Here is a 22,441-nt window from a genome sequence, read left to right on the forward strand (position 1 = left end):
GCCCATGAGGGTGCGCCGGCCGGAGACCTTCCGCGACGGCCTCGCAGCGCGCGCCGCAGCGGCTGACGCGCTGGCGGACGCGGCGGAGGGGCTGGCGGCCCTGCTCGATGCCGGGGTCGGTCCCGCCTCCGCATGGGAGCTGGTGCTGGAAGAGGCGGAGCTGCCTGCCCTGCGGCGCCTGGCGGCCCGTCTCGTCGATGGGACGCCGCCGACCACGGCGCTCGCGGCGGCCCGCGGACCCGACGCGCGGGCGCTCGTCCCCCTCGCCGCGGTGTGGCTGGCGGCGACCGAGGCCGGCGCCGCGCTCGCGCCCTCGCTGCACGGCGCCGCATCCGCCTTGCACGACCGGGCCGATGCCGTTCGAGAGGTGGAGGTCGCGCTGAGCGGTCCGCGCTCGACCGCGCGCATCGTCGGCTGGCTGCCTCTCGTCGGCGTCGCACTGGCCGTCGCGCTCGGCGTCGACGTGCCGTCCGCGCTCACGCGCTCGCCGCTCGGTGCGGCGGTCCTGCTGCTGGGCGCGGGGCTGACGCTCGCCGGGCGGCTGTGGACGCGGGCGCTGATCCGTCGTGCCGCGCACGAGACCCGGCTGCCGGGAGAGCTGCACGACCTCGTCGCCATCGGGCTCGATGCGGGGCTCTCGGTGTCCGCATCCCGTCGCCTCGCAGCCGACGTGCTCGGACGCCTGCGGGCGTCGCACACGGACGGCCCGGCGGTCGAGCGGGTGCTCCGGATCGCGGAACGGGCCGGCGCCCCCGCCGGCGAGCTGCTCCGCTCCGCCGCCCGCCGCGAACGGCGTACGGCGCGAGCCCGGGCGCGGGCCGATGCGGCGCGCCTCGGCGTGCGCCTGATGGTCCCGCTGGCCGTGTGCGTGCTTCCGGCGTTCCTCCTGCTCGGCGTGGTGCCGGTGGTGCTGGCTCTCCTCTTCTCCACAAGCGGCTTCCTCACCTGACTTCTCCACTGATTCCTCGCCGCCGCTCCGCCGCCGTCGCCCCCCGACGACCATGGAGGAGAGCCGCACCGCGCGGCTCGAGAGGGGAGTCCGATGATGAGCAGAACGAGCGCGATCGCACCGGGGCGAGCCGGCAACCGGAGGGGTGGCAGCGGCGAGTGCGTCGGCGTCAGCGTCGGCCGCGTCGCCGTCGGCACCGTTGACGGCGGCGGTGGGCACCTCCTGCTGAGGCTGGTCCGCGAGGAGGGCGGCGCGACCACGGCGGAGTACGCGATGACCACGATCCTCCCCTGCGCTCGGGTTTCCCTGAACCGAGTAACCAGACGACTGGGGACGAGGGTGCCCCGTGTCTTGGTTTCCCGAGGTCGGAGAACTGGGTCGGGGACCCACATCCTCTGCGGAGTTGCTGGCAGAGCCATCGTCGAACAGACGCGGGTCGATCTGGCCCGTGATGCGGATGGACTCAGGCTCCGAGCCGCTGATGCCACCGAACATCGCCACGCGGATGTCCAGGATTTCGATGACCTCCCGGCGCTGGTCGGCGGGCATGCTCTCCAGCATTCCCTTGGCCCTCTCAGCGAGTCGCGCCAGGTCAGTGAGCTTCTGCGCCTTATCGGTCGCCGAGGCTTGCAGAGCGGCGTATGCGGCTCGCCGATTTTTCAACTCGTCAAGCTCTCGCTCGATGTCCGCGAGCGCCTCGCGGAGCGGCTCAGGGTTGTCGGCCAGCAGCAGCTCTCGGCTCGCGTTGGAACGGCCGCGCTCCAGCTTGGCGATGTCCTTCTCGATCCCGGCCACTGCGCGCTCGGTCAGGTCGTCGCTCTGCTCGGGAACTTCCAGCCACTGACGAGCCATCGCTTCGAGCCGGGCTGGGTCGCCCAGCAGCTTCACCACCTCAGCCCACACCCGAGCGTCGATCGCTTGCGACTGCACCTGCTTGCACCGGCACTTGTCGGCCCCCTTGATGTGCTTCCGACCGGAGCAGCGGTACACGTCGTAGTCCTTCGCCGCGATGCTCACGCCGATGTAGTGCGCGCCACACTCACCCACGAGACGCGTCGAGAGCATCTGGGTCTTCGGCGCTGCCGACATTCCGCGGGTGCTTCGGTGGGTAAGCGCGCGGATGACTGCGTTGTGCTGTTGGAGCGTGAAGGGAGGTTCGGGAAGCTGCAGTTCGATCGGATCGCCGTAGACTGGCTTGCCATTGCGGTCGAGCTTCGTGTGGTGGCTTCGCTTGTACATCGACCCGGATTCGGGTGCACCCCACATGACCTTGCCGGTGTGCATGACGGGGTTCGCGAGAACGCGGCGAAGAACCTCGGGGTTCCAGCGTCCAGCCTTCCGCGGCGTGAGGCCCATGTCATTCAAACGGTCGGACACCTGACCCGCTGTGAGGCGCTTCTTGACAAGCAACTCGTATGCGGTTGCCAGCACATCCCGCTCCCGCGGTTCGGGCACCGGTCGTGCATCGCGCTTGGAGCCTTCAAGCTGCCATCCGTAGGGCGGCTGGCCTCCGGGCCACTGCCCATTTCGCCCCTTCGCGCGCTGACCCGCAACGGTCTTCGCCACGATCTGCTCTCGGTCGAGCTGGGCGAAGATCGCAGACATGCCGAACATCGCCCGTCCTGCGGGTGTCGAGAGGTCGAAGTTTTCCTGGATCGAGACGAGCGAGACACCCATGTCGAGGAGCCGTTGTGACTGCTCGATGGCGTGGTGTGACACACGCGAGAACCGCGAGATGTTAAGGACGACGAGGGCGTCGAGCTTGTTGCTCTTGGCGTCCGTCAGCATTCGCTGCCATGCGGGGCGGTCCTCACGGGTCCCGGAGACCCCGGCGTCCTCGTACTCGTCAATGAGGGTCCACCCGCGTCGCTCAATCTCGCGCAGGCAGACTTCCCGTTGCTCGCTGAGCGAGGTGTTCTCGATCTGGTCGGCGGTGCTCACCCGGGTGTAAATGGCTGCCCTTATAGCGCTTTTCATCGGGCACCTCCGGCATTGGCTACATATTCGGCGCGCCGCGCGTGTCGAACACTACATGTAGTGGTTCCGATGGCAGTGTGTAAGCTGCCGCGATCGTCGGAAAGCCCGGCAGGGTCGGCGGGAAGGAGAGCAGAATCATGGCTAAGAGCACGAAACAGACGGTGTTCAAGAGCGCGTCGAACGGGCAGTTCGTCAGTGCAAACACCGCGAAGGCCCGTCCGAACACGACGTACAAGACGACGGTCACCAAGAAGTCCGGTAAATGACGATGGGGTGACCTGAGAGGCGGGGGCTCGTTTCGCAGACGAGTCCCCGTTCTTGCTGTCCGCACAACGTAGCGCACCACTCCGGAGGGACTCAAGAACAGCAGCGGGCGTGGCGTCGTACCGTCCGCTGATCCGTTTTCCGATGGCGAGACTCATTGGTTTCCTTCAATCCGTTCGCGGACGCGCCTCGCGTGCCTGCGCTGCGTCATGCACTGCGAGCAGTACGCCTGGCGGGTCGGGCTGTTCTTTCTACGGAGGTAGAAGCTTGTGACCAACTTTTGGAAGCCGCAGCCGGGGCACCGCCTGGTGTTCTCGTTGACGGGGAGGTTGCCGGTCTTGATGTACTCGACCGTGGCCCAGTAGAGCTTCCGCCACTGCTCCTCAGGAAGGTGCGTGGTGGCGACCAAGTTGGGGCCGTCGTACAGACGCAGATCGAAGAAGGGATTGGTATCCGGAAGCTCGATCCCAAGCGCCTTCGCGGCGGTGAGGATCGCGCTGTTGACGCAGTCCCCGGCTGACTTGGGAGCAAGCACGATCGCCGGTTCGGGTCGACGCGCGTTTGGCAGGGTCAGTTCCCATGGTTCGAGGTCGCCGTCGAGGGCGACGTGGTAGCTGAGGGCGAGGAGGGAGAGTTCGGGGTTGAGCTTCGGGGCCATCACCATGCCCCCGTCCGCGCTGCTTCCAGGGCACCGAAGTTGCCCCAGAAGTCGGCTCGCCGATCAGATGTGAGAACCCCGGCGCGGCGCGCTTGCTGGTCAAGGCGGATGAGGGTCGGCAGATGCCGAACTAGTCCGATTATGAGTCTCACGGTGGTTGTCCTCTCTCGATTGCATTTCCAGAAAATCACAGCAAAAATGCTGGTCACAATTGGTTTTCCCCCACGAGGTTCTGGCCTTCACGGTGAGACCTGCCCAGACACCCACAGGCTCGGGGTGCGCCTCGACGTAGGCGCGACAAGCAGTGAGGGCAGGACAGGACTCACACAGTTCAGCCGCGCGAACGGCCGCCTCTGAGTCACCGGAGGTCCAGCCGCCCTCTGGGTTCTGGATGCACGGAACACGGAGGCCCGCCGCGAGGTTGACTCGCACCGCTGCGAGCAGCTGCCGGTGAGCCGCCGCGCGTGCCGCGTCGAACTCCCGTGGCCTTTCCTTCAAGCTGCGCGGCTTCTGCTGTGCTCTCGCCTTCCGCCCGGCCTCGCGCTTCGCCTCTTGGGCCTTCTCCCGCTTCCGCTGGTACGCCCGCCTGCTCACGCAGGTCTTGCACTTGCTGTTCCGCCACTCACGATCAGGTCTGCGCAGACGGAACTTGGTGATCGGCAGTTCGCGTTGACACCCGCTGCAGCGCTTCGCCTGAATACCGTCTGCGGTGTCACTCATCGGAAAACCCTTCTGGGGACCGGCGACCCCCGCGGAAGCCGTCGCTGAGCCGGCCCAGATGACTCATGCTCGGGCCTCCAGTTCGCGCTCGAAGTCGGCCATGTCGCCCAGCAGCTCGACGGCCCGGTTCAGCAGGTCGAACCTGCGGAGCGCGTCGCGCAGGCGGACGAGCGTCTCGTCGCCGTCAGTGAAGTCGAGGGCGTGTGCCGCCTCTTCCAGTTCCGCCACGGCTCGACTGAAATCGGCGTCCAGTGCCCCCTCTTGCCAGCTGATGAGGCTCAGCCGTTCGGCTGTCGCCTTCTCGTGCTTATTCATGAGTTGTCCTTTCGTCGTGTCCTGGCGTCGGTGTATGTCGGGTCGAACAGGCGCCGTGCTCGGTGGAAGTGGGCCTTGCACAAGCCGCGGGCGTGTACCGTCCTCGTGCATGCGACCACTGCGCACTCAGGTGTCTTGCCGCTCACGAGCGGGAGGTGCTCGATCGCATCTTGGTTCTGTGCGAGCCAGTCAGGTGTGGGCATCAGAAGTCCTCCGTCGCTGCTGTCTCCCGGAATGTCCCCATGTCCCCGCCCCTTTTGAAGGGGCGGGGAGATTCAGGGGGAGACTCGCGGGGAGGCTCGGGGAGATTCGGGGAGATCCCGTCACGACGCGGCAGAGAGCGCGGGGAAGTTGCGGGGAGATTATGTGCGGGGAGGTCCGGGGAGATTCCGTCCAGAGGAACCCCGAGAGACATCCCGGCTGGGTAGTACCGTTTGGCATTCCGAGCACCTGGCACGACCACCACTCGACCTGTCGTAACTGCTGCCGCCAGGGCCTTCGTCTCAGCACCTTTCTGGAACGAGACGCCCGCCGACCGCAGTCGCAGGCTGACCTCGGTGCTCTTGATCCCCGGGCTGGACTCGACGATGGCGACGACCGGATCGACCAGGGAGTCGATCTTCTGCTCGGTGCGCTTGCTTCGACGTGAGCCTGCCCCCGTGAGCGACAGCAGGCGTGTGGTCGGGTCGAAGTGCAGTTCGTCCTCCGGAACGTCCACGTCTCGGCCGAGTGCCGACAGGAAGCGTGAACCGTTCTCGTCGTCGTCCTTGGTGGTGAGCCGGATGATGCTGTCCGGCCAGTCCTCCAGAGCCGATGATCCGCGCGAGCGGTCGCCGTTCCAGCCAGCGTGGACGTTCAGGATCAACTCGGTGGCCCCGACCTCCGACCGTGCGAACGTGTCCAGGTCCACAAGCCAGGCGCTGACCTCGCCAGCGTCGTTCTGGTTCCCCGAAAACGCCCGCCCGAACGGGTCCACGAACAGGGCCTCGACGTTCTGCGCCTTCAACTGGGCCGCGAGTTCCGCACGGTCGGCGGGGTGGGTCAGCGGGTTCCGCCGTCCGCGCAGGTTCACCAGGTACAGCCGGTCGTCGGGCACTCCGATGTCTGCCGCCCAGCTTGCGAGCTGTCGGCCGGTGACCTCGAAGTTCAGGATCGCGACGTTGCCACCCAGGGGATGGGTGGTGAACATGCCGAGGAACTCGCCACCCAACAGCAGCGCCCGGGCCAGGTTCAGGTTGAACGTCGTCTTGCCGGTCTTGCGCTTCGCCATGATGACCGTCGAACTCTCGGCCGGGATCAGCCCCTCGACTCGATATGCGTCATCGGCTGGGCGGGCGAGGATGTCGCGGAGCGAACCGGCGTCGAACGGCTGTGCTGGGTCTTGCTCGGCCTGCCACAGCGCGAACTCGATTCGCGCTTCGTGCTCGACCCGTTTCCGCTCGACCGATGCCGCCACTGCCTTCGCGTGGTCGTCCTCGGTGACGGTCTGCGGCTTGGCCTGCTCGGCGTTCCAGATCGACCACAGCGTCTTGCTGAATTCAGCCTCATCGAGCGGCTCAGCGAGCAGGCCGTTCGCGATCTGGACGTGGCGCTCGTAGAGGTCGCACTCGCCACGGTGTCGAGAGGCGTAGTGCCCGGCGACCTCGGCCAGCCAGTTGTTCCGCGACCCGTGGGCCGCAGGCTCGGCCAGCAGCTCGGAGAGCAGGTTTCCCATGGGGACGGTGGTACCCAGCGTGGCTTCGTTCTTCGCGGGACGCTCGACGGCCTTGCGCGAAGCTTGGACAGCCATCAGACCCTCTGAGGCCGGCGGCATGTCTTCGATTCGTGGGAGCGGCAGTCCCTCGCTCGTCCGGTATGCAACGCCGTTGATCTCGGAGCCGGGCGCGACGATGTAGCCGCCCTGCGCCTTGATGTCGACTCCAGGTGCAACCTCACCGTTACTGCTGTTCACGCCGGTTCCGCGCCAGATCAGATGTGTGCCACCGCTCGGCGTGGAAACGGTGAAAGCCGGTTGATGGTCAACACCATGGACGAGCGCTGTCCAGTTGCCCGGCCCGTTCACACCGTTCTTCACATCAAGGTCAGCCACGATGATGCCGGACGCACCACAGGCGATGCCGATGTTGGCGTTCGGATGGCGGGTCCACCAGTCGCTGATCTGGCTCAGGTCGGTGGTCGCGTCGTGGAAGCCGTGGCGGGTGAGTGGCGTCTTGGCATTCGGTCGCAGCGGGAAGACGTGGTATCCGCCCTGTGCCAGGTGAAGAGCCGCAGTAAGTCGTGATGGGCTGCTCGGGCTGCTGTTGAAGTCCGCCAGCCTCACCTGTCGGCCACCGCCTCAGCGGTTGCCTCGTCGTCTCCGAACAGTAGCGTCAGCAGACGCTCTACGGAATCTTCAGGGAGTTGTGCAGGTAAAAAGTCGGCGCTTGTGCGCACGCTGGCCTCCGAAGGAGAAGCCAGCGGGTGGAACCTACCTGCCAGATCGTCATGAGCGGCCTCACCCGAAGCATTACCGACGGGGCTGTTAGGTCCGAAAAACCGCTCACCTGATTGCGGGGCCGATCTAAGCACACACGTGTATCTCGCAACAAGTCCGCCCCTTCCGGACGCGTCGCGGACATGACGAAGCCCCCAGCGCCGGAACACCAGGGGCTTCATCTGCAATCAGGCGAGCGGGGTCTCACATCCGCCCCACCACGAAATCATGCTGTGACACAGGCGCACAATCTGGGCGAGCAAGCGGCTCAGTACCCGGAACTGGGGTAGACCTTTCTGCCCGTCGCTGAGGAAAGATCGAGTGTCAGAGGCTGAAAATATCCTCAAGAACAACAAGGACATGGACCCAAAATGACGATCGTCTGGAACTTCCCGCCGTTCAGCCCGGATGCGCGCGGCACCAAGCTGAAGAGCTACGCCATCAAGGACAGAGGCAACGGGGAGCAGTCATTGCTGCTGTGCTGTGCTGAGGAGCACTTCGCCCAGGTGGTCGCTCTGATGGGCGACGCTTGTTACGAGTCGAAATTGACTCCGAAGGGGCTGCAGGATTGGACCCATGCCCTCCGTTTCCCCGGGGGCGTGCCCGACTACCTCCCCCCATTTCTCGATCTGTTGATCGACGCGGTTACTCTGGGCAGCCGCGAGGGCATCAATATTGGCATGTCGGTGGACTGGCACAAGGAGCAGAACGACGAGGGTTACCTCGTCAATACGGACATGGGCCGACGGATCCAGTTCACCAAGTACGCCAAGTACCCCAGCGGCTCGGGATCCCGGCAGGCCTGGCGCGAGCTGATCGCGTCCATGGCTGAATTCATCCGTCGCCACCCGTTCTACGCCTGGAGCAAGGTGATCACTTCGCCTCCTGGGCACAACGCTGATGGCAATAGCTTCGGTGAGCAGCTTGCCCGGGCAGTAGCAAAGGCGACGGACAAGACTTACATCGAGATGACGGCAGCGGGTCCTCGACCGGAGCAGAAGGAGGCTGGTCAGCGGGACCTCAGCGACGAGTTCACACTCTCACAGAGAATCAACGAACCGATCATCATCATTGACGACGTGTTCCATACTGGAGCAACGCTCGACGCAGCAGCGAAGGCAGCTCGCCGCGCCGGGGCCACAGAAGTCATGACCCTCACTGCGACGAGAACTCTACGGAAATGAATGTGACGATAACGAGGACAGTTGACTTGGCTCTGGGCGCCTTCGAGGCGCTCAAGACTCCAGCCCGCATCACCGCCGCGATCAAGCAAGGCGGTCGGCAGGCTCTTGAAGAGGCACTGGAGGGCCTCGATCACGCTACTCAGGTCGATGTCGCCAATAAAGCGCGGCGCATGGAAGACGACGGCATCGGAGCCGTCATCTTCGGCGAAGACGACTTCCCAGAGTCGCTGGTCCACAATGGCCGGCCGCTGATGCCGATCATCTTCTACAAAGGCAATAAGGACCTTCTCTACGCGGATGGGGTGGGCATGTGCGGCTCCCGCAACGTCTCAGTCAAGGGCCTGGAGGCAGCGGAGCGGTGCGGCGTCGCCGTCAGTAGCCGGAACCTCACCATCGTGTCGGGCTATGCAAAGGGCGTTGACACCGCAACTCACCTCGCCGCCCTGAAAACGGGCGGCAGCACCGTCATCGTCCTTGCGGAAGGCATGGACTACTTTCGCGTCAAGCGGGACTTCGCAAAGGACTTCGATCCCGAGCGGACTCTTGTCTTATCTCAATTCGCCCCTAGCCAGACCTGGCAAGCGCACGCGGCCATGGCGAGGAACAGCATCATATACGGGCTATCCAAGGCTCTCGTAGTGATCGAGGCAGGCGAGAAGGGCGGGACTCTGGCAGCAGGCGAGGGCGCGATGAAGCTGGGTCGACCTGTTCTCGTAGTGGACTTTGGCGACGAGACTCCAGCGGGGAATCGGAAGCTTCTCGGGGACGGAGCCACACCAGTTCGTACCCCATCATCGCTGCATGCGATCCTCGACCGGCTTTCAACGCCCACGCCAGAAAGCGCACCTCCGCTGTTCTGACCTCTCGCGCTGCTCGCACGCCTGCCCCCTCGGACGGAGCGCAACATAGCTCCAAGAATGCTCGCTCACTAGCTAACGAAGAGCGACAACGGAGCTTGGAAATCCGACCACTGCTGAACGTCAGCGTGACCGATAGCAACTCCAGTCAACGTCAGCGAGGTACGCAACTGAAGAAACTGTTCGAGCCCCAGAAGAATCTCACTTGCACGAGGAGAAAGCTCGGCGAGGACAAAAGCGCGCGCTTCATCATCGGACATCTCTGCTTCTGAGATGAGACTGCGCAGAACGGGCTCCTGGTCTTCGATGCCTAATCCAGCAGCTGCAGCCATCAGCTCCGATCGGTCCCATCTGGGGAAAGCTCTCCCATCCATGTTCCAAAAGGCCGGCCGCAGCCGGTCAGGTATCGCCGCCAAGTCGATTCCTCGGCTGAACAGACCCGGGTACATGGACCTGAACAACCCGCCAAGGTTCGCGCTCTGCACCGGTACGGTGGAAATGCACCCTACGTTGCTGAGGTAGTGAAAATCGCCCGCAGTAAGGGCCACTGGCGGCACGCCGTCCAGCAAACCTGAAATATGCCGCACGGGGGACGCGGCGAGAAGACCCTCATCATTTGCGAAGTGAGCCCGCAAGACCAGAAACAGCACCGCCAACGTGTGGATCTGTGGCGTAGTGAGCTTAGGGACTACCTCCAGAGCCTGTTGCAGAACGACCTGCTCAAGCTGACGCGCGTCCTGCTTGGTTCTATCGACTAGCAGTCTGACCAGGACATCCGCGAGGTCCTGCTCACCGGTTAACGCATATGCTCGTTGCGCCTCGAATATCGCGGACTGAACCCCCGGTTCGGCAACCGTTTCAGGGGGAGTACCGAATTCCGCGTGCAGTTGCTCGATGACCTTGTCTATCAAGGCACCAGCCCGCTCCTCAGCTGTGGCCTTAGCCATGTCCCGTAAGGCCAAGAAGTTGTCGCGAAATACGTCCCGAGCGATGTCGCGCATATCCTGATAGGAGACGCCAACGACGACGGTCTGCGCTTGAATATTGGTGCTGTTGGCACCCCCTCGTTGGCTAAGCCTGTCACTCATCGTCGCCTTTGGTCCCATCGCTAGAGCGCAAGTCGCGACCTACTTGAATGTTGGTGGAGCCCCGACCGCCGCGCTGCTTCATTACGCGCCTACTGTCCTTGCTGCGTTTGGTGATCAACCACGCAAGCACCACGCCGACGACGGTTGCACCGATACCGCTGAACGCCCAGCCCCAGCCATCCATGCCCGCAGCCTAGCCCTGGGCGGGCTTCTCCCGGGGGTTTCGGTCCCCCGAAGAAGCTCAGTACGGTCGGTCGCGCTCAGTACGCTTGGGGCATGGCGTCATTCTCCGAACGGCACAACTACAAAGAAGTCCGCACTCTTATCCAGAGGGAGAGTCTTGACCACGAGACCCGGGTGGAACTTTGGAACGTCGTCGTCGGAATGCGCCAGATATTTCTCAATCGAGACGCTGGCGATGCTGAAAAGAAGATCCTCGATGCAATCTGGATGTGGACGCTAAAACAACCTCGCGACGAGCGCGGGTATGACTCGGCCATCTACCGTCAAATCAAGGATCACATCCTCGATCACGACTGGAACGAAGCGATGGATGTCATCGAGGACGTAGTCAAGTACCTCGACCGATACAAGGATTCTCGAACTCTGCCAATGCTCACGGCGATACCGCAAGCGTTCAACGAGCGCTTCGAGCACTTCCTCGTGGGTTACAGGTTTGTCGGCTTGGAAATTACACCCGTCGATTCCGCGGAGGAAGCATCAGCCGTGGAGAAGGCAATCTCAGACGCGGACCAACTCGCGGGCGCTCGCCACAGCCTGACCCGTGCCGTCGAGTTGCTGGCAGATAGGCAATCACCGGACTACCCGAATTCGATCAAGGAGTCGATTTCTGCTGTCGAGGCGGTAGTGAAGAAGGTCACCGGCGAAGGCCAGCTAGGGGCGGGCCTCAAAAAGCTGGAGGCCGCAGGCCTGACCATCCATCCCGCGCTCAGGGAGGCATGGTCAAAGATGTACGGCTGGACATCCGACGCCGACGGCATCCGCCACGCCGGGATCGAAGCGGCGGACGCAGACCAAGCGATCGCGAAGTACATGCTGGTCACCTGCTCGGCGTTCGTGTCCTACCTCATAGAAGCAGGGCGCAAGACAGGACTGCTGACATGACCGGATTTAGGTAACCGCTCACGCGCGAGGGGTAACCAGAAACCGGCCCACAGGATCGTTGCTACGCAAGCTCCCTCACTCGTGCCAGTGCATCGTCCGTCCTTGTGAAGAGCTCAGTTTCACGCACGGCCCCGCGCGCCGAGTCGTGAATGTTCAACGCTTCTCGCAGCAGGTTCATACCCAGTGGGCGCTTGTCTGGGCCAGATGAGCGTGCGCCGTTCTCCAGGAACAGCACAGCACCGTTGTAAAGGCAAATAGATTCGAGCACGCGGTTTTCATCCTTGAGTGCCGCGCTCCCGGGGTGTGTCGGTGCGAAGACGCGCAGTAGGTTGAGCGCCTCATCCAGGGTTGTGCCGGCTTCGGCCAGCCGTTGCTCCTCGATCAGGATGGCGCTTAGGTGGATTTGGGAACCAACCAATCTGTCGTAACGGAACCAGTCCCATGCATTTGCGCTTGCCTCCTCTCGCCACATCTCGACCATGAAGGCTTGCTCCCGGGAGTTGTTTACGTCGTCCCGGCCTCGGATTAGATAGGGCCGGTCACGGTTGGAGTTGTATCCGAGTGGGCCGGGTGTTTTCATGCGCGTCATCCTATTGGGCCAGGCCGCAAGACGAACCTCCTTGCCGCGAAGATGGAAGCGACGAATCTTCAAGAAATTGTTGACTTCGAGAACCAGGTCGGTGTAGAAAGATACCCCACTCGACAAAAGAATGGAGGCGACATAGCCGTGTAATCCGCGATACGGGCCCATTACTTGCAAGGCGCAAGTATGCCCAAATCAAGGAGGCGGCATGTTGCTACTCATCGGTCAGTACGGCCCGATCATCGGGGCAGTGGTGCTGATTCTTTTGGCGGCGCTTGCCATCCTCGCGAGCGGCTACTCGCACATAGAAGTCACCCGCGGTTGGGTGAACCTCCTCAAAGAAGAGGGGGCACCGCCCGAAAAGATCCACGACTTCATCGTGAAGCGGGGAAAGCGGCGGCCCCGCCGCGGCCGTCCGAAATGACGGTCAAAGCCCCCGAGGGGGCCAACGCCTCACGCGTGAGGATCGACCAGACGGCGGTCGGCTTGCCTCCCCGCCGCCGCTGGTCGATCTTGCTATCTAGTCAGATACGTTTCGAGCGCCTTCTCGTACTTGGCCTTCAGCTCATCGGGCGTGCCCTGGGCGAGGAACGACAGCATCACACGGCCGTCCTCAGAGACATAGAACCCACTCGCACTCTCGCCAGTGGTCGCGCGGTTGATCCCGTCCTTGCTGGGTGCGGTGATGACGGTGACGTTCTCGGTTGTGAAGAACTGTTTGCACCCGTACTGCTCGGGCGCGCACCACCCTTTGGAGGTGTTGTCGCGGGGCTGTTCAGCGGGCAGCCCTGCGTCGGTGAACGCCTTGACGATGGTCTCCGCTTTCGGGGCCGCGTCAGTTCCTGAGCCACTCGAACACCCGGTGATGCAGACCAAAAGCAGCGCCACTCCGGCCAGTGCGCTGAGCAGGCCCATCGCGAATCCTTTGACGGATGACTTGATGACTTGACGGATCATGTGTGATTTCCTCTCAATGCGATTGCATTTCCGAGAAAATCAGCGCGATCGCGCGTGCCGAAATTAGTCGGGCCGTTCTGTCCTCAGACGATGGATGCGACCTCGCACCTGTGGCACCACCACGCCACCGTGCTTTTGAATTCGCGCGCCCCCATCTGGTGGAGGCAGTTCGGACAGTTCGGCGTGTGGAGCGGGTCGAGCATGGACAGAGATTAGCGGGCGGGACCGAAATCCCGCCCGCGTTATCCACAGGTCACACCGCGCGAAGCGTGCCTGCCGGAATCACCTCCCCGGTTCCTTCGTCCATCGTCGGATTCATCCGCGGCTGGCCTTCGGAAACGGTGTGGATCGCACCGATGATCGTGCCGAGCAGTCCGCGCGCTTCCTCCATCCCGCCATCACCCGGGTCGAGCTTGACCATGTTGGAGTAGGCCCGGGTCAGGGCGTCCATCCCCTGCGCGGTGAGCTGGAAGTCGCGCGCCCCGGTGGCCTCCGCCAGCCGGAGACGGGCTTCCTCCAAATCTCCGAGCATTTCGAGGCTTAGAGTGGCCCGACGTGCCTTCGCATCAGCGAGGCGGGCTTCCGTGGCCTTCCAAGTCTTTGCGCGATCGAACGTCAGCCCGGCCTTCTGCGCGACCACCGACACCGTGCGCCCGGAGACGCCGACCTCACGGGCGACTTCGTTGCGTCCGCAACCCGCATCAATGAGGTCGACAATCTCCTGACGCTTGGCATCACTCAGCGCCAACGGGTGCCTCCGTGCTGATGTTGCGCGCCACGCCATCGAGCGCCTGAACCTTGTGGGCGATGTCCGCGGCCTCACCCGGGTCCTCGTCCTGCGCGGTCGCGCGCTCGTCGGGTGCCACGCGGTTCAAGTCGGACCACGCCTCGATGCTGACGTCGCCATCGACCGCCTCGCGGACGACGCGCTCCCATGCAGCCTGCTTGCGGGTGCCGGTCTCGCCCTCCAGCGCCTTCACCGCGTCGTCGTCGCCCAGCTCCACGAGGCGCTGGAACACGCGGTCCTGCACCTCCGCCACAATCCCGGCCGTCACTTGATCGGAGTCGTCTCCCTGGGCCTCCAGGTAGGTGGGGAGCTGGTCGATGATCGCCGCAAGGCGGCGCTTGTCCGCCTGCTCGATGAGCCGGACGAAGTTCCGACCCGCGCCCAGAAGCCTCTCGACCTTGCCCCACTCGTTGGCGGTGATCGCCGCCGTGTCGGCGTTGGTCGGGAGGAGTCCGGACAGCACGGCGCTCCGCGCGCTGGTGTCCACCTCGGTGGGCGACTCCGGCAGGGTGGCGAGCAGTTCGGCTCGTGCCCGGTTGAGTCGGTTGACCCGCTCGCGGGTGATTGCGGAGTGGTTCCAGTTGTCGTCCTTGAAGGTGGCTGCAGCCTTCTGGGCGGCGTTGAACTTCTGCAGCGCCTCGACGTAGTTCGTTGCGGTCATTTCGTAGTTTCCTTTTCCTTGGTGGGGCTTTCGCCCTGGGTAGGACCCCGGCAGCGGTGCTGACGGGGCTTCTTGCCGTCAGGCCGCTTTTCGGGCGTCCATCTGGAAGCAGAAGATCGGGAAACTAAGCACCGGGGGACGATGGCCGCGGTCGGTTTCGCGGGGGTGCTGGTCGCGCTGCTCCGCGGCGACGAGGTGCGCGGTATCCTGACCGACCTGGTGCGTCGTGCGCTCACCGTCGCCGGTTGAGGACGAGCGCGGGAGCGTGACGGCCGAGTTCGCCGCCGCGCTCCCCGCGGCGCTGCTCTGCCTGGCCCTGTGCCTCGGTGCCGTTCACGCGGTCGTGCAGCAGAGCCGGCTGGTCGCGATCGCGGCGAGCGAAGCCCGGCAGCTGGGCCGAGGGGAGGCCGTGCCCGCGACGGCGGGCGAGCCGGCCGACCGCTCCGTGCGACATGAGGGAGGCATGGTGTGCGTCACCCTCTCGGCGCCGAGCGAGGCGGTGGCGCTCGGCCGACTCGGCGTCACGGTGAGCACGCGGCAGTGCGCGATCGACGAGGAGGGCGTCGTGGGGGAGGAGCGGGGATGACGGCGGCAGGAACGTACAGCGTGGCGACGAGTCCGCCGGGCACGGATGTCACCGGCACGCACGAGCGGGGGTCCGGAAGTGTGCTGGTGCTCACCGTGATCGGCCTACTGCTCTCCGTCACCGCGGTGTCGCTGGCCGTTGCCGGAGCGTTCGTCCAGGTCCGTCGTGCGGACGCCGCCTCGGACCTGGCGGCGCTCGCCGCGGCGGACGTGGCGAGCGGGCGCGTCCCCGGCTTCCCCTGTCCCGTCGCGGAGCAGGTCGCTTCGGCCAACGCCGCGGCCCTCGACCGGTGCACGCTGGACGGGGTGGTGGTGACCGTCACGGTGTCGCTGCCGTACCTCGGGATGCGCGCCTCGTCGTCGGCGCGCGCGGGTCCGCCCGGCGCCGCGCCGGACGGCCGATCAGTCGAAGACCGTCTCCAGGTAGCGGTAACCGACGGCGCTGGGGCGCTCGGCGCCCGGGCCTTCGGCGGCGAACTCGCGCTCCAGGCCGGAGGCCCGGACGTAGAGGTACTTCTTGCCGCCGGACGGGGCGGGGATCTCGAGCCGGGGACGCGGGTCTCCGGAGTCGAGGAAAGCGGTCGAGATGGTCTTGCCCTCCAGGGGGCCGTCGATCAGCTTGGCGGTGTACGTCGTCATCGAAGTCGTTGCCATACCCCCATTGTCCTCGCGCCCCACCCCGTGGCAAGGGTGCACGGTGCGCAGTGCAGCGCTGCCACGCGGCGCACTGCGCCGCGCGCGAACAACTCGTACGGATTAGGCACTCCGACGGCTGAGGTGTGTATGGTTTGCCTGTCGGGCCGGTTCGGCCCGCACTCGCCGCTGATCGAGAGCGGCGCTCGGGGAGGCGTACGACCACGATCGGTCGGCCGACATCGTCGTACCTCCATCCCGACACTGCGTACATATAAGAGGAGTCAGGTGCCTGACACGAAGAAGCTCGTCATCGTCGAGTCTCCGAACAAGGTCAAGTCGATCGCCCAGTACCTGGGCGACGGCTACGAGGTGATGGCCTCGGTCGGGCACATCCGCGACCTGATCGAGCCGAAGAACCTGCCGCCGGAGCTCAAGAAGGGCTCGCTCGGCAAGTTCTCCGTCGATGTCGAGAACGGCTTCGAGCCGTACTACGTCGTCTCCGACCAGAAGAAGAAGACGGTCGCCGACCTGCGCCGGGCCCTCAAGAACGCGGACGAGCTCCTGCTCGCGACGGATGAGGACCGCGAGGGCGAGGCCATCGCGTGGCACCTCGTGAAGGAGCTCAAGCCGAAGATCCCGGTGAAGCGCATGGTGTTCCACGAGATCACGCGCGAGGCCATCGAGAAGGCGCGCGACAACACGCGCGACATCGACACGGCCCTCGTCGACGCTCAGGAGACGCGGCGCATCCTCGACCGGCTCTACGGCTACGAGGTCTCGCCGGTGCTGTGGCGCAAGGTCGGTCCCGGACTCTCGGCGGGGCGCGTGCAGTCCGCCGCCACGCGCCTGGTCGTCGACCGGGAGCGCGAGCGGCTCGCGTTCGTCGCGGCGTCCTACTGGGGCCTCACCGCGCAGCTGAAGCCGGAGGAGGCCTCGGCCTTCCAGGCGAGGCTCGCCCGCATCGACGGCGACCGCGTCGCCACCGGTCGCGACTTCGACGATCACGGCCGGCTCACGTCCGGTGCGCGCATCCTCGACGAGGAGGCCGCCCAGGCGCTCGCCGCGGCGATCAGCCTCCCGAGCACCACCGTGGCCGTCGCCAAGGTCGACTCGAAGCCGTACTCGCGTCGTCCCGCTGCGCCGTTCACCACCTCGACGCTGCAGCAGGAGGCCGCGCGCAAGCTGCGGTTCTCGGCCCGGCAGACGATGAGCGTCGCCCAGTCGCTGTACGAGAACGGCTACATCACCTATATGCGTACCGACTCGGCGTCGCTGTCGCAGCAGGCGACGAAGGCGGCGCGGTCGCAAGCGGCGAAGCTGTACGGTCCCGAGACGGTGCCGGAGAAGCCGCGCACCTACGCGTCGAAGAGCAAGAACGCGCAGGAGGCGCACGAGGCCATCCGCCCGTCCGGTGAGGTCTTCCGCACCCCGGCCGAGCTCGAGCGGTCGCTGCGCGGCCCCGAGTTCAAGCTGTACGAGCTGATCTGGAAGCGCACGGTCGCGTCGCAAATGGCCGACGCGAAGGGACAGACCGCGTCCGTCACCGTCGAGGCGCGCGTCTCCGAGGGGCCGCTCGACGGCACGGTCGCCGAGTTCACCGCGAGCGGAACGGTCATCACCTTCCGCGGCTTCCTCAACGCCTACGAGGAGGGCAAGGACGAGGAGCGCAACGCGGCAGACGCGTCGGACGCCAAGCTGCCTCCGCTGGAGCCGAAGCAGGCCCTCCAGGTCGTTGCCGTCGACGCCGACGGTCACGAGACCACACCGCCGCCGCGCTACACCGAGGCCAGCCTCGTCAAGGCGCTGGAGGAGCTCGGGATCGGCCGGCCGTCCACGTTCGCGAGCATCATCTCGACGATCATCGACCGCAAGTACGTCACGCAGCGCGGCCAGGCGCTGGTGCCGAGCTGGGTGGCGTTCTCGGTCGTGCGTCTCCTCGAGGACTACTTCGGCGACCTGGTGCAGTACGACTTCACCGCCGAGATGGAGGAGGACCTCGACCGCATCGCGAACGGCGAGGCCGAGCGCGTCGACTGGCTGAACAGCTTCTACTTCGGCAACGACAAGCACCGCGGCCTGCGCACGGTCATCGACAACCTCGGCGACATCGACGCGCGCAGCATCAACTCGATCGCGATCGACGACGGCGTGACCCTCCGCATCGGCAAGTACGGTCCGTACCTCGAGGTCGCCGAGGAGGGTGCCGCGGAGGACGCGCAGCCCCGCCGGGTGAACCTGCCGCCGGACCTCGCGCCCGACGAGCTCACCCCGGCCAAGGCGCGCGAGCTCATCGACGCGCCGGTGCAGACCGACCGCGTCCTGGGATCCAACCCGGCGAACGGCAAGGTCGTGCTCGCCAAGGACGGTCGTTTCGGCCCCTACGTCACCGAGGCCGACCCCGAGGAGGAGCAGGCCGACCAGCAGACCGGCGAGGTCACCGAGGCCAAGAAGCCCGCGAAGAAGGCAGCGGCCGCGAAGCCCCGCACCGCCTCCCTCTTCAAATCGATGGACCTCGCGACGATCGACCTCGACACCGCGCTCAAGCTGCTCGACCTGCCCCGCGTCGTCGGCGTCGACCCCGAGAGCGGCGAGGAGATCCAGGCCGCGAACGGCCGGTACGGGCCCTACCTCAAGAAGGGCACCGACACCCGGTCGCTCACGAGCGAGGACGACCTCTTCACGGTCGACCTGGCCGGCGCCCTGGAGCTGTTCGCCCAGCCGAAGTACGGCAATCGGCGGGCATCCAGCGCGCTCAAGGAGTTCGACGCCGACCCGGTGAGCGGCAAGCCGATCCGGATCAAGGACGGGCGCTTCGGTGCGTACGTCACCGACGGCGAGACGAACGCGACCATCCCCCGCGGGGAGACCGTCGAGGAGGTCGACTTCGACCGCGCCGTTCAGCTGCTCGCCGACAAGCGGGCGAAGGGACCGGCGAAGAAGGCCACCACGCGCAAGGCGCCCGCCAAGAAGACGACCGCCGCGAAGACGACCGCCGCGAAGACGACCGCAGCCAAGAAAACGACCACCGCGAAGACGAGCGCAGCCAAGACCACGACCACCGCCAAGGCGCCTGCCAAGAAGCCCGCCACCCGCGCGGCGAAGCCGGCGGCGGAGTGAGCGCGGAGACGGACGGCCGCGGGCTCTTCATCACACTCGAGGGCGGCGACGGCGTCGGCAAGTCGACGCAGGCGGCGCTCCTCGAGGAGTGGCTGTCGTCCCGCGGCAGGCGGGTCGTGCGCACGCGTGAGCCGGGCGGCACGGAGGCCGGGGTGGAGATCCGCGAGATCGTCCTCCACCACCGGGGCGACATCGCGCCGCGCGCGGAGGCGCTCCTGTACGCCGCCGACCGGGCGCACCATGTGGCGACGCTGGTGCGTCCCGCGCTCGAACGCGGCGACATCGTCCTGCAGGATCGCTACATCGACTCGTCGGTCGCCTACCAGGGCGCCGGGCGGGTCCTCGATCCCGCGCAGGTGCGCGACCTGTCGCTGTGGGCGGCGGAGGGGCTGCTGCCCGACCTCACGATCCTCCTGGACCTCGACGAGACCGCCGCCCGGGCTCGGCTCGACGGCGCCAGGACCCGGTACGACCGGCTGGAGGCGGAGCGGTCGGACTTCCACGCCCGGGTCCGCGCGGCGTACCTGGAACTCGCCCGCGCCGAGCCGGAGCGGTTCCTCGTCATCGACGCCGGACGGCCGGTCGACGAGATCGCCGCGGAGATCCGCGCGCGCCTCGACGACCGCGTCTGACCACCACGTCGACCGCCGCACGAACCGTGGCCGCCGCACCGACCATGACCGCCGCACGAACCGTGTCCGCCGTGCCCGTTAGCCTGGAGGACATGACGGTGTGGGACGACCTGACGGGTCAGGACGAGGCCATCGCCGTCGTGCGCGCCGCCGCCTCCGGCCGTGATGACGCCGCCGACCGCGGCATGACGCACTCCTGGCTCATCACCGGCCCGCCCGGGTCCGGACGCTCGAACCTCGCCTACGCCTTCGCGACCGCCCTGCTCAGCCCCGGCGATCCCGAGGGCGACCGCGCCACCCGGCGCCAGGTGGAGGCGCGCACGCACCCCGACCTCGCCGTGCTCAGCACCGAGCGCGTCATCATCTCCATCGACGAGGTGCGTGCGCTCGTCGCGAGCTCGCAGTTCTCGCCCTCCGTCGGCCGCTACCGGGTCATGGTGATCGAGGACGCCGACCGGATGACCGAGCGCACCTCCAACGTCCTCCTGAAGGCACTGGAGGAGCCGCCGGAGCGCACGGTCTGGATCCTCTGCGCGCCCAGCGATGCGGACCTGCTGCCGACGATCCGCTCCCGCGTCCGCACCGTGCGGCTCAAGGTGCCGAGCGTCGCCGACGTGGCCGCCCTCATCGAGCGCCGTGACGGCGTCGATCCCGAGACCGCGGAGCGCGCCGCCCGGCATGCGCAGAGCCACATCGGGATGGCGCACCGGCTCGCCACCAACGAGGAGGCGCGCCGCCGCCGTGAGGGCACTCTGGAGCTCGCGCTCGGCATCCGCTCCGTGTCGGACGCCGTGCTTGCGGCCGCCTCGCTGCTGGAGGTCGCCGGGGCCGACGCGAAGGCGATCACCGAGGAGCGGGACGCCGAGGAGCGCGAGAGCGCCCTCCGCTCGCTCGGGGTCGAGCCGGGCGGTGCGATCCCGCCCGCGCTGCGCTCGCAGCTGCGCCAGCTGGAGGAGGACCAGAAGCGGCGGGCGACCCGCAGCCTCCGCGACGGCATCGACCGCATCCTCGTCGACCTGCTCTCGCTGTACCGCGACGTGATGATGCTGCAGCTCGGCAGCTCCAGCGAACTCGTCAACGTCGAGCTGCGCGGCCGGCTGGAGGCTCTCAGCGCCCGCTCGACTCCCGCCGCTACGCTCTCGGCGATGGACGCGATCGCAACCGCGCGCGAGCGGATCGACGGCAACGTCGCGCCGGCGCTCGCGCTCGAGGCCATGCTCACCACCATCCTTCGCGGTACCGCCGCGCGAAAGGGGACCGACCTGTGACCACCCGATCGGGCCGGCCGGCGCTCCGCCGGCACGCCGTGCGCACCGCAACGGCGGCGATCGTCGCCGTCGTCGCGCTCACGTTGACCGGATGCGTCACCTGGTTCATCCCGCCCAAGGCGGCCACCACCTCCACCCCGGTGAAGGAGCAGGTGGCCGAGGACCTGCAGCCGTTCTACGGGCAGGTGCTCACCTGGAAGAGCTGCTCGGGCGGCATGCAGTGCACGACCGCGAAGGCGCCGCTCGACTGGTCGGACCCGTCCGCCGGCGAGGTCGAACTGGCGCTGGTGCGCCAGCCGGCCAAGGGCGCCAAGCAGGGCTCGCTGCTCGTCAACCCGGGCGGGCCAGGCGGGTCGGGCTTCGACTTCATCGCCGACTCGGTGGACTACGCCACCGACAGCACCCTGCAGGACCACTTCGACATTGTCGGCTTCGACCCCCGCGGCGTGGGCCGCTCCAGCGCCGTGAAGTGCTACGACGCCGAGCAGATGGATGAGTACCTGTACGGCATCACCCCGGGCGTCCGCGGCTCCGACCAGTGGATCGCCGAGAACACGACGATCTCGAAGGACTTCGGCGCCGCCTGCCAGCAGAACACCGGAGCCCTGCTCGGCAAGGTCGACACCGTGAGCGCTGCGCACGACCTCGACCTGCTGCGCGCGGTCCTCGGCGACACCAAGCTCAACTACCTCGGCTATTCCTACGGCACCTACCTCGGCGCCGTCTACGCCGAGCTGTACCCGGGCAAGACCGGCCGCCTGGTGCTCGACGGCGCGCTCGACCCCGCCGCCAGCAACTTCGAGGTGACGAAGGTGCAGGCGCAGGGCTTCGAGAGCGCACTGCGCGCCTACCTGGCCGACTGCCTGCAGCAGAAGGACTGCCCGTTCAGCGGGAGCGTGGAGCAGGGGATGTCGACGATCTCCTCCCTGCTGGCCTCGGTCGAGAAGAGCCCGATCCGCAACGCCGACGGACGCGAGCTGGGCGCCAACACCCTCGTGACGGCCATCATCTACCCGCTGTACGACGCGACGGCGTGGTCGTACCTGAGCGACATGTTCTCCTCGGTCATGAAGGGCAGCGCGTCCACCGCGTTCACCCTCGCCGACGCCTACAACAACCGCAAGAGCGACGGCACCTACGGCGACAACTCGACGGAGGCGTTCCTCGCGGTCAACTGCCTCGACTACTCCTACGACGACGCCCCGGCCGCGATGCGGCAGCAGGCGGCCGAGCTCGCGAAGGCGGCGCCGGTGATCGGGCCGTACATGTCGTACGGCGACATCGGCTGCGCCAACTGGCCGTTCGCGTCGACGGTCAAGCGGGGCCCGATCGCTGCGGAGGGGTCGGCACCGATCCTCGTCGTCGGCACCACCAACGATCCGGCGACCCCGTACGTGTGGGCGAAGAACCTTGCGGGCGAGCTGCAGAACGGTCACCTCCTCACCTACAAGGGGGAGGGGCACACCGCCTACAACAAGTCGAACTCCTGCGTGAACAACACGGTGGACGACTTCCTCGTGAGCGCGAAGCTCCCCGCAGAGGGCAAGACCTGCTGACCGTCGCCGGCGGAACATCCGTGCGGCCCCGTAGTGGTGCAATTTTGCA

At 66.3% G+C, this 22,441-nt stretch carries 22 protein-coding genes and 3 pseudogenes; 13 read left to right on the forward strand and 12 right to left on the reverse strand.

The genetic code is table 11. The features are described from left to right. On the forward strand, positions 1-949 hold a 949-nt coding region (locus ACR9ZG_RS00990), incomplete at its 5' end, for a type II secretion system F family protein (protein ID WP_481282955.1). Between the two features lie 948 nt (positions 950-1,897). Here the strand turns inward: ACR9ZG_RS00990 and ACR9ZG_RS00995 are convergent. After that, positions 1,898-2,926, reverse strand: a pseudogene (locus ACR9ZG_RS00995) (recombinase family protein); the annotation flags it as partial. A 137-nt stretch (positions 2,927-3,063) separates the two neighbouring features. Between ACR9ZG_RS00995 and ACR9ZG_RS01000 the strand changes: the two are divergent. After that, positions 3,064-3,192, forward strand: coding sequence for a hypothetical protein (locus tag ACR9ZG_RS01000; protein ID WP_481282956.1), 129 nt, complete (start codon positions 3,064-3,066; stop codon positions 3,190-3,192). 152 nt (positions 3,193-3,344) lie between these two features. Here the strand turns inward: ACR9ZG_RS01000 and ACR9ZG_RS01005 are convergent, their stop codons facing one another. From ACR9ZG_RS01005 to ACR9ZG_RS01020, 4 genes are all read right to left on the reverse strand, one after another. After that, positions 3,345-3,854, reverse strand: coding sequence for a hypothetical protein (locus ACR9ZG_RS01005; RefSeq protein ID WP_481282957.1), 510 nt, complete (start codon positions 3,852-3,854; stop codon positions 3,345-3,347). A 93-nt stretch (positions 3,855-3,947) separates the two neighbouring features. Continuing rightward, a complete protein-coding gene (locus ACR9ZG_RS01010; protein WP_481282958.1) occupies positions 3,948-4,568 on the reverse strand; it encodes a WhiB family transcriptional regulator in 621 nt (206 codons plus the stop codon). 63 nt (positions 4,569-4,631) lie between these two features. Continuing rightward, positions 4,632-4,883, reverse strand: coding sequence for a hypothetical protein (locus ACR9ZG_RS01015; protein ID WP_481282959.1), 252 nt, complete (start codon positions 4,881-4,883; stop codon positions 4,632-4,634). A 202-nt stretch (positions 4,884-5,085) separates the two neighbouring features. Further along, a complete protein-coding gene (locus ACR9ZG_RS01020) occupies positions 5,086-7,203 on the reverse strand; it encodes a bifunctional DNA primase/polymerase (RefSeq protein WP_481282960.1) in 2,118 nt (705 codons plus the stop codon). Between the two features lie 524 nt (positions 7,204-7,727). On the opposite strand from ACR9ZG_RS01020, the gene ACR9ZG_RS01025 reads away from it, so the two are divergent. Both ACR9ZG_RS01025 and ACR9ZG_RS01030 read left to right on the forward strand, forming a co-directional pair. Beyond that, the gene (locus ACR9ZG_RS01025) at positions 7,728-8,540 is read left to right on the forward strand and encodes a hypothetical protein (protein WP_481282961.1); all 813 of its coding nucleotides are present in this window, start codon (positions 7,728-7,730) and stop codon (positions 8,538-8,540) included. A gap of 26 nt (positions 8,541-8,566) precedes the next feature. After that, positions 8,567-9,400 carry a DNA-processing protein DprA gene (locus ACR9ZG_RS01030; protein ID WP_481282962.1) on the forward strand — a complete coding sequence of 278 codons (834 nt, stop codon included), beginning with the start codon at positions 8,567-8,569 and terminating at the stop codon, positions 9,398-9,400. A 68-nt stretch (positions 9,401-9,468) separates the two neighbouring features. Here ACR9ZG_RS01030 and ACR9ZG_RS01035 read toward each other — a convergent pair whose 3' ends face one another. Together ACR9ZG_RS01035 and ACR9ZG_RS01040 are read right to left on the reverse strand one after the other, a co-directional pair. After that, positions 9,469-10,485 (reverse strand): LPO_1073/Vpar_1526 family protein, encoded by a 1,017-nt coding sequence (locus tag ACR9ZG_RS01035; protein WP_481282963.1) that lies wholly within the window; start codon positions 10,483-10,485, stop codon positions 9,469-9,471. After that, complete coding sequence (locus ACR9ZG_RS01040; RefSeq protein WP_481282964.1) at positions 10,478-10,669, reverse strand: hypothetical protein; 192 nt, start codon at positions 10,667-10,669, stop codon at positions 10,478-10,480. The genes ACR9ZG_RS01035 and ACR9ZG_RS01040 overlap by 8 nt, the downstream gene beginning before the upstream one ends. Before the next feature lie 92 nt (positions 10,670-10,761). Here ACR9ZG_RS01040 and ACR9ZG_RS01045 point away from each other — a divergent pair, with 92 nt between their 5' ends. After that, positions 10,762-11,610 (forward strand): AbiJ-NTD4 domain-containing protein, encoded by an 849-nt coding sequence (locus ACR9ZG_RS01045; RefSeq protein WP_481282965.1) that lies wholly within the window; start codon positions 10,762-10,764, stop codon positions 11,608-11,610. Between the two features lie 61 nt (positions 11,611-11,671). Here ACR9ZG_RS01045 and ACR9ZG_RS01050 read toward each other — a convergent pair whose 3' ends face one another. Continuing rightward, positions 11,672-12,370, reverse strand: coding sequence for a hypothetical protein (locus ACR9ZG_RS01050; RefSeq protein WP_481282966.1), 699 nt, complete (start codon positions 12,368-12,370; stop codon positions 11,672-11,674). 31 nt (positions 12,371-12,401) lie between these two features. Here ACR9ZG_RS01050 and ACR9ZG_RS01055 point away from each other — a divergent pair, with 31 nt between their 5' ends. Then, positions 12,402-12,617 carry a hypothetical protein gene (locus ACR9ZG_RS01055; protein WP_481282967.1) on the forward strand — a complete coding sequence of 72 codons (216 nt, stop codon included), beginning with the start codon at positions 12,402-12,404 and terminating at the stop codon, positions 12,615-12,617. A 92-nt stretch (positions 12,618-12,709) separates the two neighbouring features. Here the strand turns inward: ACR9ZG_RS01055 and ACR9ZG_RS01060 are convergent, their stop codons facing one another. The 3 genes from ACR9ZG_RS01060 to ACR9ZG_RS01070 all read right to left on the reverse strand — a co-directional run bounded on the left by ACR9ZG_RS01060 (position 12,710) and on the right by ACR9ZG_RS01070 (position 14,598). Continuing rightward, entirely contained in the window at positions 12,710-13,150 is a 441-nt protein-coding gene (locus ACR9ZG_RS01060) for a hypothetical protein (RefSeq protein ID WP_481282968.1), read from the reverse strand. A gap of 253 nt (positions 13,151-13,403) precedes the next feature. Beyond that, the gene (locus ACR9ZG_RS01065) at positions 13,404-13,898 is read right to left on the reverse strand and encodes a hypothetical protein (protein WP_481282969.1); all 495 of its coding nucleotides are present in this window, start codon (positions 13,896-13,898) and stop codon (positions 13,404-13,406) included. Then, entirely contained in the window at positions 13,885-14,598 is a 714-nt protein-coding gene (locus ACR9ZG_RS01070) for a hypothetical protein (protein ID WP_481282970.1), read from the reverse strand. Before ACR9ZG_RS01070 ends, ACR9ZG_RS01065 begins: the two co-directional genes overlap by 14 nt. Positions 14,599-14,736: 138 nt before the next feature. Between ACR9ZG_RS01070 and ACR9ZG_RS01075 the strand changes: the two are divergent. The 3 genes and pseudogenes from ACR9ZG_RS01075 to ACR9ZG_RS01085 all read left to right on the forward strand — a co-directional run. Further along, positions 14,737-14,847, forward strand: a pseudogene (locus tag ACR9ZG_RS01075) (DUF4244 domain-containing protein); the annotation flags it as partial. Positions 14,848-14,863: 16 nt separating this feature from the next. After that, on the forward strand, positions 14,864-15,184 hold the full coding sequence (locus ACR9ZG_RS01080) for a hypothetical protein (protein ID WP_481282971.1): 321 nt from the start codon (positions 14,864-14,866) through the stop codon (positions 15,182-15,184). Next, positions 15,181-15,549: pseudogene (locus tag ACR9ZG_RS01085) on the forward strand (Rv3654c family TadE-like protein); the annotation flags it as partial. The gene ACR9ZG_RS01080 and the pseudogene ACR9ZG_RS01085, both read left to right, overlap by 4 nt. Positions 15,550-15,585: 36 nt before the next feature. Here the strand turns inward: ACR9ZG_RS01085 and ACR9ZG_RS01090 are convergent. After that, complete coding sequence (locus ACR9ZG_RS01090) at positions 15,586-15,837, reverse strand: hypothetical protein (RefSeq protein WP_481283007.1); 252 nt, start codon at positions 15,835-15,837, stop codon at positions 15,586-15,588. Between the two features lie 267 nt (positions 15,838-16,104). Here ACR9ZG_RS01090 and topA point away from each other — a divergent pair, with 267 nt between their 5' ends. The 4 genes from topA (at position 16,105) to ACR9ZG_RS01110 (ending at position 22,392) form a co-directional block, all read left to right on the forward strand. Further along, positions 16,105-18,936, forward strand: a complete 2,832-nt coding sequence (gene topA, locus ACR9ZG_RS01095) for a type I DNA topoisomerase (protein ID WP_481283008.1) — start codon at positions 16,105-16,107, stop codon at positions 18,934-18,936. Beyond that, positions 18,933-19,568 carry a dTMP kinase gene (gene tmk / locus ACR9ZG_RS01100; RefSeq protein ID WP_481282972.1) on the forward strand — a complete coding sequence of 212 codons (636 nt, stop codon included), beginning with the start codon at positions 18,933-18,935 and terminating at the stop codon, positions 19,566-19,568. The genes topA and tmk overlap by 4 nt, the downstream gene beginning before the upstream one ends. A gap of 92 nt (positions 19,569-19,660) precedes the next feature. Then, the gene (locus ACR9ZG_RS01105; protein ID WP_481282973.1) at positions 19,661-20,836 is read left to right on the forward strand and encodes a DNA polymerase III subunit delta'; all 1,176 of its coding nucleotides are present in this window, start codon (positions 19,661-19,663) and stop codon (positions 20,834-20,836) included. After that, a complete protein-coding gene (locus ACR9ZG_RS01110; RefSeq protein WP_481282974.1) occupies positions 20,833-22,392 on the forward strand; it encodes an alpha/beta hydrolase in 1,560 nt (519 codons plus the stop codon). Before ACR9ZG_RS01105 ends, ACR9ZG_RS01110 begins: the two co-directional genes overlap by 4 nt. Positions 22,393-22,441 lie beyond the last annotated feature (49 nt).

The organism is Leifsonia sp. KNZ12-8B (assembly GCF_056755495.1).

What these genes read in the sequence shown, in the direction of transcription:
- ACR9ZG_RS01035 (WP_481282963.1), bottom strand. Translation starts at nt 10,485, where the DNA reads ATGAGTGACAGGCTTAGCCAACGAGGGGGTGCCAACAGCACCAATATT.
- ACR9ZG_RS01005 (WP_481282957.1), bottom strand. Translation starts at nt 3,854, where the DNA reads ATGGTGATGGCCCCGAAGCTCAACCCCGAACTCTCCCTCCTCGCCCTC.
- ACR9ZG_RS01105 (WP_481282973.1), top strand. Translation starts at nt 19,661, where the DNA reads ATGACGGTGTGGGACGACCTGACGGGTCAGGACGAGGCCATCGCCGTC.
- ACR9ZG_RS01015 (WP_481282959.1), bottom strand. Translation starts at nt 4,883, where the DNA reads ATGAATAAGCACGAGAAGGCGACAGCCGAACGGCTGAGCCTCATCAGC.
- ACR9ZG_RS01045 (WP_481282965.1), top strand. Translation starts at nt 10,762, where the DNA reads ATGGCGTCATTCTCCGAACGGCACAACTACAAAGAAGTCCGCACTCTT.
- ACR9ZG_RS01000 (WP_481282956.1), top strand. Translation starts at nt 3,064, where the DNA reads ATGGCTAAGAGCACGAAACAGACGGTGTTCAAGAGCGCGTCGAACGGG.
- ACR9ZG_RS01025 (WP_481282961.1), top strand. Translation starts at nt 7,728, where the DNA reads ATGACGATCGTCTGGAACTTCCCGCCGTTCAGCCCGGATGCGCGCGGC.
- ACR9ZG_RS01090 (WP_481283007.1), bottom strand. Translation starts at nt 15,837, where the DNA reads ATGGCAACGACTTCGATGACGACGTACACCGCCAAGCTGATCGACGGC.
- ACR9ZG_RS01070 (WP_481282970.1), bottom strand. Translation starts at nt 14,598, where the DNA reads ATGACCGCAACGAACTACGTCGAGGCGCTGCAGAAGTTCAACGCCGCC.
- ACR9ZG_RS01055 (WP_481282967.1), top strand. Translation starts at nt 12,402, where the DNA reads ATGTTGCTACTCATCGGTCAGTACGGCCCGATCATCGGGGCAGTGGTG.
- ACR9ZG_RS01060 (WP_481282968.1), bottom strand. Translation starts at nt 13,150, where the DNA reads ATGATCCGTCAAGTCATCAAGTCATCCGTCAAAGGATTCGCGATGGGC.
- ACR9ZG_RS01010 (WP_481282958.1), bottom strand. Translation starts at nt 4,568, where the DNA reads ATGAGTGACACCGCAGACGGTATTCAGGCGAAGCGCTGCAGCGGGTGT.
- ACR9ZG_RS01040 (WP_481282964.1), bottom strand. Translation starts at nt 10,669, where the DNA reads ATGGATGGCTGGGGCTGGGCGTTCAGCGGTATCGGTGCAACCGTCGTC.